6 protein-coding genes are annotated in these 7,952 nt (G+C 47.3%); 2 read left to right on the top strand and 4 right to left on the bottom strand.

Translation table 11 applies throughout. The features are described from left to right. Positions 1 to 1,320, top strand: a 1,320-nt coding sequence (locus VN105_RS06050; protein WP_325638925.1) for an MFS transporter, incomplete at its 5' end; no start/stop codon positions are given. Here VN105_RS06050 and VN105_RS06045 read toward each other — a convergent pair. The 4 genes from VN105_RS06045 to guaA all read right to left on the bottom strand — a co-directional run bounded on the left by VN105_RS06045 (position 1,288) and on the right by guaA (position 6,954). Continuing rightward, positions 1,288 to 2,892 carry an ATP-dependent DNA ligase gene (locus VN105_RS06045; RefSeq protein WP_325638923.1) on the bottom strand — a complete coding sequence of 535 codons (1,605 nt, stop codon included), beginning with the start codon at positions 2,890 to 2,892 and terminating at the stop codon, positions 1,288 to 1,290. The two genes, VN105_RS06050 and VN105_RS06045, sit on opposite strands and share 33 nt — an antisense overlap. A gap of 3 nt (positions 2,893 to 2,895) precedes the next feature. Continuing rightward, positions 2,896 to 3,903, bottom strand: coding sequence for a ligase-associated DNA damage response exonuclease (locus VN105_RS06040; RefSeq protein ID WP_325638921.1), 1,008 nt, complete (start codon positions 3,901 to 3,903; stop codon positions 2,896 to 2,898). 73 nt (positions 3,904 to 3,976) lie between these two features. Further along, complete coding sequence (locus VN105_RS06035; protein WP_325638919.1) at positions 3,977 to 5,287, bottom strand: ABC transporter substrate-binding protein; 1,311 nt, start codon at positions 5,285 to 5,287, stop codon at positions 3,977 to 3,979. A gap of 128 nt (positions 5,288 to 5,415) precedes the next feature. Next, the gene (gene guaA / locus VN105_RS06030; protein ID WP_325638917.1) at positions 5,416 to 6,954 is read right to left on the bottom strand and encodes a glutamine-hydrolyzing GMP synthase; all 1,539 of its coding nucleotides are present in this window, start codon (positions 6,952 to 6,954) and stop codon (positions 5,416 to 5,418) included. A 93-nt stretch (positions 6,955 to 7,047) separates the two neighbouring features. Here guaA and VN105_RS06025 point away from each other — a divergent pair, with 93 nt between their 5' ends. Beyond that, complete coding sequence (locus VN105_RS06025; RefSeq protein ID WP_325638915.1) at positions 7,048 to 7,785, top strand: head GIN domain-containing protein; 738 nt, start codon at positions 7,048 to 7,050, stop codon at positions 7,783 to 7,785. The last annotated feature ends 167 nt before the right edge of the window (positions 7,786 to 7,952 follow it).

Raw genomic sequence — 7,952 nt, 5'->3', positions numbered from 1 at the left:
GTGCTTAACATGGCTATTCCTCAAATGGAGTTATTTTTTCATTTTGATGTAAATGTCATTCAGTGGGTGCAAACTGTGTATGTATTATTTTATGGAGGACTTGTATTGCTTGGCGGCCGGTTGGCAGATACCATGGGGAAGAAAAAAATATTTGTGACAGGTGCCTGCTGTTTTGTGCTGGCATCGCTGGCGGCGGGATTTTCCATGAACTTCATGTGGTTGCTGGTATGCAGGGCTTTACAAGGCGCGGGTGTGGCGCTGGCTATCCCAGCAGCAATGGCTGTTATTACCAATACCTTTACTGAACCCGTTGAAAGGAACCGCGCTTTCGGGATCTTTGGCGCCACAGCAGGTATCGGGTTTGCCACCGGACTTGCTACCGGCGGCTTAATCAGTAACTACCTTGGCTGGCAATGGGTATTTTTTATTAATGTACCGGTAATAGGATCAGCTATTATATTGGCCATGATCTACATTCCGGCAGACGACAAGCCTGTGATAAAACCGGAGCATAACCTGTTGAGCGCTATACTGATCACCTGCCTGATGATGCTGGCAGCATGGCTCATTCATGACCTCGGTAATATTGCCCGCCACTACGTGCAATATAGTTTGTGGCTGCTGCTGTTTCTTGCGGCTGGTATATTCTTCATACGCAGGGAACGCGTACATCCGTTACCGTTAGTGAACTTCCGGCTGTTCCGGCTGCATGGCGTGATCACCGGGAACATTGGTGCAATCATGCTTGGCAGCATCTTCCTGAGCTATATTTTTATGCTTACTTTATACCTGCAGCAGGATCTTCATTTCACTTCCTCACAAGCCGGACTGTTGTTATTTCCTTTCAGTATTTTATCCGGCATTGTTTCAAAATTTATACTGCCGCATCTTTTCAGAACATTGGGCGTAATAAAAACAGGCATGCTGGGGAATGCGTTTATGGGAGCAGGTATCCTGTTTTTTATGGCCAGTTATTTTACGGATTATTCCTTTTTGTTTATTCTCTGTGCAGCAGGCTGTATTAATTCATTTGGTATGGCCATTACATTTCCCTGTGTAACTATCCTGGCAGTGCAATCTGTACCGGAACCGCAGCAGGGACTTGCATCGGGAATCAACGGTACGGCCAATGCGCTTGGCGGCGGACTGGGCTTATCTCTAGTGGGGTTGGTGATGCAACTGGCAACAACTGAAGGCTGGAGCAGTTATGGCGCCGCATTAAGCATGCTGGTATTCATTGCGGTGTTGTCTGTTGTACAACTACTGGTATTTTACAGGAAAAATGCGTCAGCTGCCGGTGTTGTGGCCGTTCACCCGTAACAGTTCTTTCAGGTCTTCCAGCGTATTGATTTCTGCTACGGGTTTATCCTTTCTCCACCGGTTAATACGTGGAAAACGCAGGGCTACGCCGGATTTATGGCGGTTGGAAGCAGCAATGCCTTCAAATGCAATTTCAAATACCAATTGTGGCTGAACCGTTCTTACCGGTCCAAATTTTTCAAGGGAGTGACGTTTGATCCAGTTGTCCACTTCGGCAATTTCTTTGTCCGTAAGGCCGGAATAGGCTTTGGTGAAAGGAACCAGTTGTTCGCCATCTTTCACAGCAAAAGTATAATCGGTATATAAATTTGAACGGCGTCCATGCCCTTTCTGTGCATATATCATTACCGCGTCTATGGTGAGCGGATCAATTTTCCACTTCCACCAGTCGCCCCGCTTGCGGCCTACCTGGTAAGCGGCCGCCTTTCTTTTAAGCATCAGCCCTTCGCTGCCTTTATCGCGCGACTGCAGTCTTAATTGGGTTAGTTCATCCCAGCTGCCGAAAACAATTTCCGGTGATAGCTGTAATACCGGCGCCTGTAAGTTTTGCACCAATGTTTCCAGCAAAGCGCGGCGTTCTGCCAGTGTTTTTTCCCGGATATCTGTTCCTTCCCATTCCAGCAGGTCATAACTGAGGAAGATGACCGGCGCTTCCTGCAGCTGTTTGCGGGTTACATTTTTACGGCCGATTCTTGTTTGCAGTGTTTGAAACGGTAATGGCAATCCATTGGCAAAAGTGAGTATTTCTCCATCCAATACGGTTCCATCCGGTAATGCATTATTGAGTGGCACAAACTCAGGGAACTTCTCCGTGATCAGTTCTTCTCCCCTGGACCATACGAATAATTTACCTTCCCGTTTAATGATCTGCCCGCGGATACCATCCCATTTCCATTCCGCCTGCCATTCTTTTTCAGATCCCAGTGTTCCGGGTGATCCTTCCAGCGCATAAGCGAGGTAAAAAGGATAAGGTCTGGATGCGTCTGCACCGGTGGTATGCTGATGTAATAGTTCTTCGATGGTAACATTATGCGGATCCCAGTTGCCGCTGATCATATGCGAAAGGGTAGCGGGCTCGATGTCGTAAGTTCTGGCCAGCGCATTCACCATCATTTTTTGTGACACGCCTATACGAAAGCCTCCGGTGATCAGTTTGTTGAACACAAATCTTTCCCCGTTATCCAATGCATCCCATGCCTGTAAAATAAAAGCCTGTTTGGTTTCTTCGGTTGCTTTTTCCAGTTGTTGTAACTGCTCCAGCCAGTAATGAAGAGGAGCAGCCACCGGCTTTGTGCGCGGAGGCAGCAGCAGCGCTATCGTTTCACCAAGGTCGCCTACGGTATGATAGCATTCTTCAAAAAGCCAGTCGGATAGCCCGGTGGCCTGCATGCACCATGTTTTCAGCTGAGTGCTGTTAACCGTCCGTTTAGGGCGTCGTCCGGAAAACAATGCGAGTACCCATGTCTTATCTTTATCCGGCGCTGTGGCAAAGTATTGACTCAGCGCCCCCAGCTTTTCATTGGTTTTGGTGCTGTTGCTTAATAGTTGTACCAGTTCAGCAAATTGTTGCACGGCTTAAGATTCAGGGTTATTAATAATTTCTTCGTCGCCATAAGACGTAGTTACCTCTTTGGCGGCAATGCCTTTCTCTGTCAGGTAACGGGCAAATACGCTGCTGAAGCCATGTGTGGCATATACCTGTTCCGCGCCGGTAGCGGTAACCGCTTCCAGCAGGCCGGCCCAGTCCGCATGATCAGATAACACAAAGCCTGCATCTGCATTCCTGCGCCGCATATTACCGCGCACCTGCATCCAGCCGCTGCAGATACCCAGCGAATAAGGCTGGAATCTGCGCATCCACACATTATCTTCCGCCGAAGGCGGAGCAATGATCACTGCATTCTTAAAAGCTGTTTTTGGTGTTTCCGGCGTGATCCTTTCCACGGGAGGTAAAGGCCAGCCTTCCTGTAACAGCACTTCATGTGGAATGGCAATGGCGCCATGCGCCAGGAAATGATCCACTTTATCTTTCAGGTGATACAGCAGCCGTTGTGCTTTGCCAAGGCTGTAAGCCAGCAGCACACTGGCTTTACCGGCATGTTGATTTTCGTATATCCATTGTGTGATACCGCTGAAGATCTGTTCCTGCGGCGCCCACCGGTAAATAGGCAGCCCGAAAGTAGATTCTGTAATAAAGGTGTGACAACGGACGGGTTCAAACGGGGCCGATAGCCCGTCGTTCTCCAGTTTATAATCGCCGCTGGCTACCCATACCTCTCCATCCTGCTCTACCCGTACCTGGGCCGAGCCAATAATATGGCCCGCAGGATGAAGGGACACTTTCACGCCATTAAAAAAAATGCTTTCCCCGTAAGCAACACCCTGTACCCGGATATCGTTGCCGAGCCGTAACCGCAGCAAGGGAACACTGGCATTTTCACATAAGTAGTATTGATTTCCCCACCGGGCATGGTCAGAATGTGCATGTGTGATCACAGCACGCTTGACGGGTTTCCAGGGATCAATGTAGAAATCCCCTGCAGGACAGTAAATGCCGTTATCGGTGAATTGCAGCACGTTCATACAGGGAATGTACGCAAAAAAAATCGTGCCACGGCGGTTGTCGTGGCACGATTCAGATGATGTTGCAAGGCAACTATCTATTCATTTTAATATCTACGCTGTCGCCTTTCTGGATAATGTAGATATTTTTATTTTCAAAGTAGGAAGGTGTTTCTTCTCCTTCTTTCAGGTACACCGGAAGGAAGTTGTAGTTAGTGATCACTTTTGGTGCATTGCTCACCATACCATTGAAATAAACGCCGTTGGTATACAGCAGTTTTACAAAGTAGTAGGTCAGGTCAAAACCTTTGAAAGCCATGTCCGATGGGCGTGCTTTATATACTTTACGGAAATAATCGGAGATATACTTGCTGTAGTAATCTGTTTTGTCGTTGTAGTAGGGAGATGAATAATATACCTGTAAGCCTTTAAACTCGGGTTCTTTCAGCTTGATCACGTCCCAGGTAGGCATACCAAAGATCTGCAGGGGATAGGTGGCGGCGGAAATGCTCAGCTTGCGCAGCAGGCTTTTGGCGCCGGCTTCATCCAGGGCAGTTACAATGATAGCATTGGTACGGTCTGTAAGGAGGTATTTGGAAATTTCTTCCGGTGTGGTAGCGTCGGTCCATACTACTTCACGGATCCTTGATTTGCGGGTGCTTTCCATTTTCTCGTAGGAAGCCCTGAAATCTGCTGCCAGTCTTGTTTCAAACGCGGTGTTCCTGCGGAACAGCAAGATGTTTTTATTAGCGAAAGCGTCCTGGATATAATTCTGCAGCGCCTCACAGTGTGTTTTCAGCGTACTGTTGGAGATATACAAAAAGGGATTGTCGCTGATACCGCCATCGTTGGGATAGGTACCGGAAATCAGGTTGATCTCTTTGCTTTTGGCGAAATCGCTGAGTTCTTTCAATTCAGGATTGCTTACAGACCCGAGGATCAGGTCTGTTCCGTCGAGCGCCTTGTTGCGGATCAGGGAAGCTACGCTTTGCCTGGCTTTGCTGTCGTATACGGTCACTTTCAGGTTATACCCCTGTTGTTGCAGGGTATCCAGTGCAAGCTGAGCGCCTTCATAAAATTCAAGACCAGGCAATACATACCGGGGCATGGTGCGACCGGGAATTTCTGTGCTGTTGGCAAAAACGGAATCGAGGTATAATGGTGCAAAGAATGCAATGTTGTAGGTAGCTTTTTTAACTTCTTTACCAAATGCAGGTACATTAAAAGGCGCCTTTGCAGCTTCTTTCTTATTATCCTCCGGTTTTTTTTCCGGTTTAGGTTTACTCAGAGATGGCGGTGGCCCGTCTACCTTACTGGCACTTTTCCTGGAAGAAGAGCAGGAGCTGATCAAAACCAGTAAAGCCAATCCGGATAACAGGTGCTTAATTGAAACTAAGTGGTTCATAATTGGCGCTAATTTACAAAAATCATTCCGGGGAATGTGAAATAAAGCATTACGGAGTTATGGATAGAAGAAATTATTCTGTCTATCCATAACTCCGTAACTATAGCTCAGTATTTATTGCATCCTTTTTATTCCCACTCGATCGTAGCAGGGGGCTTGGAACTGATGTCGTATACCACGCGGTTGATGCCTTTTACCTTGTTAATGATGTCGTTAGACATTTTAGCAAGAAACTCATAAGGCAGATGCGCCCAATCAGCCGTCATTCCATCTACGGAAGTTACCGCACGTAAAGCTACCGTAAATTCGTAGGTGCGTTCATCGCCCATTACGCCAACGCTTTGTACGGGCAGCAGGATGGTGCCTGCCTGCCATACTTTGTCGTATAAGCCTGCTTCTTTCAGTCCTTCTATATATACATTATCTGCTTCCTGCAGCATGTGTACTTTTTCGGGGGTAATAGCGCCAAGGATACGGATGGCCAGCCCGGGACCGGGGAAAGGATGACGGCCCAGGAATATCTCGCTGATGCCTATTTCACGGCCTACGCGGCGTACTTCATCTTTAAAGAGGAAGCGTAGCGGCTCTACCAGCTGCATGTTCATTTTTTCCGGTAATCCGCCCACATTATGGTGCGATTTGATGGTAACAGAAGGACCGTTTACAGAAACGGATTCAATTACATCCGGATAGATGGTGCCCTGGCCCAGGAAAGAAATATCGGTAAGATGAGTGGCTTCCTGCTGGAAAACATCGATGAACAGGCCACCGATGATCTTGCGTTTTTGTTCCGGATCGGAAACGCCGGCCAGTTTTCCGTAAAAAAGATCTTTTGCGTTGACCCCTTTTACGTTCAATCCCATATGTTTATAAGATTCCAGTACGGTTTCAAATTCGTCTTTCCTCAGCAGGCCGTTATCCACAAATATGCAGAACAGGTTTTTACCGATGGCTTTATGGATCAGCTCTGCCGCAACGGTAGAATCTACGCCTCCGCTGAGGGCCATTACTACTCTTTTATCGCCCACCTGTGCTTTGATCCTTTCTACTGTTTCATGTACGAAGGCGGCCGGAGTCCAGTCCTGGCTGCAATTACAGATATGTAACAGGAAGTTGCGCAGGATCAGTTTTCCTTCCAGGGAGTGGGTTACTTCCGGGTGGAACTGTAAGCCCAACATCGGGTTGGCCGCCAGGGTAGTATTTTTGAAGGCTGCTACCGGTATGTTTTCTGTAGTGGCAATGATTTCAAATCCTTCGGGGATCCGTTTAATGCTATCTGCATGGCTCATCCATACCTGGCTTTTTGCAGAGATATCATATAACAGCTTTTCCTCTTTGTCGTTGTGCTCCATAAAGGCGCGTCCGTATTCGCGGAGGTTGCTTTTAGCTACTTCGCCGCCAAAAACTTTGGCCATCATCTGGGCGCCATAGCAAATACCGAGTACCGGTACTTTTGCAGCAATGGCCGCAATATCAAGGATGGGCGCATTTTCGTCGTTCACCGAAAAAGGACTGCCTGATAATATAACACCTTTGATGGTTTCATCCCAGGCAATAGGCTGGAGGCAAGGTTTAATTTCGCAATAAACATTCAGTTCACGGATGCTGCGTGCAATCAGCTGTGTATATTGGGAACCGAAATCGAGAATAAGTATCTTTTCTGTCATGGTGGTGCAAAGATAAAGCCCTTCTATGAATTTCGGATTTGGAAATTCGAATTTCGGAATTCTGGCGTATCTTCCTGTTATAATTTTAAACCCATGATATCAACAAAATCGCTCCTATGTCAGGCCACTATGGCCTTTTCTGCTGCTGTACTCCTTTATTCCTGCGACGTAACCGGACAAAATCGTGTAAAAGGCAATGGCCATGTTATCAAGGAAGAAAGACAGGTAGCTCCGTTTCACAGGATCAAGGTAGAGGGTAGCATGAACGTTTACCTCAACCAGGGCGCTGCCAAAGCAGCTGTTATTGAGGCGGAAGATAATATTGTCCCGCTGGTGGAACTGGCGGATGAAGACGGCCGTCTTATTGTAAGGATCAAGCGTGGCGTTTCTATCAGTACGCATAAAGAATTGAATGTATACCTTACCACGCCTGAAGTAGACGACGCCAGCCTGGCCGGTTCCGGCGACCTGAAACTGGATGGCCGGTTTACTTCCCGTTCTGATGTGAAATTCAGCCTGTCGGGTTCCGGTAATCTCAAGGGAGAAATCAATGCACCTGCGGTAAAGGCTTCTATTGCGGGTTCCGGTGATATGAAGCTCAAAGGGGAAACAAAAGATGTAAACCTTTCTATTGCCGGCAGCGGCAACTTTGAAGGTGACGAGCTGTTGTCTGAAAATGTGAACGTTAATATTGCCGGCAGCGGCGATGCGGATGTTTATGCCAGTGTAAAACTGGAAGCGAAAATTGCCGGTTCCGGAAACGTAAACTATAAGGGAACTCCCCAGATATCCTCTTCTGTAGCGGGTTCAGGCAATATTAACAAAAGATAGACATCAATATTTACAAATCTTTAACATTTAAAATATCATATTTGCCGGTGTCAGAGAGTTTATAGAGATGTTTTGAAGAAAAACATATCAAAGTCCTTGAGTCCAGGTACAGCATTCGCTATAATTAACCCGCTGATGCTGTACCTGGCTGGGGCACAAAACAGAAC

Source organism: Chitinophaga sp., assembly GCF_035564935.1.
Taxonomy (GTDB): domain Bacteria; phylum Bacteroidota; class Bacteroidia; order Chitinophagales; family Chitinophagaceae; genus Chitinophaga.
The sequence above is the reverse complement of the archived record's forward strand: the minus strand, read 5'-3'. Positions and strand labels throughout refer to the sequence as shown.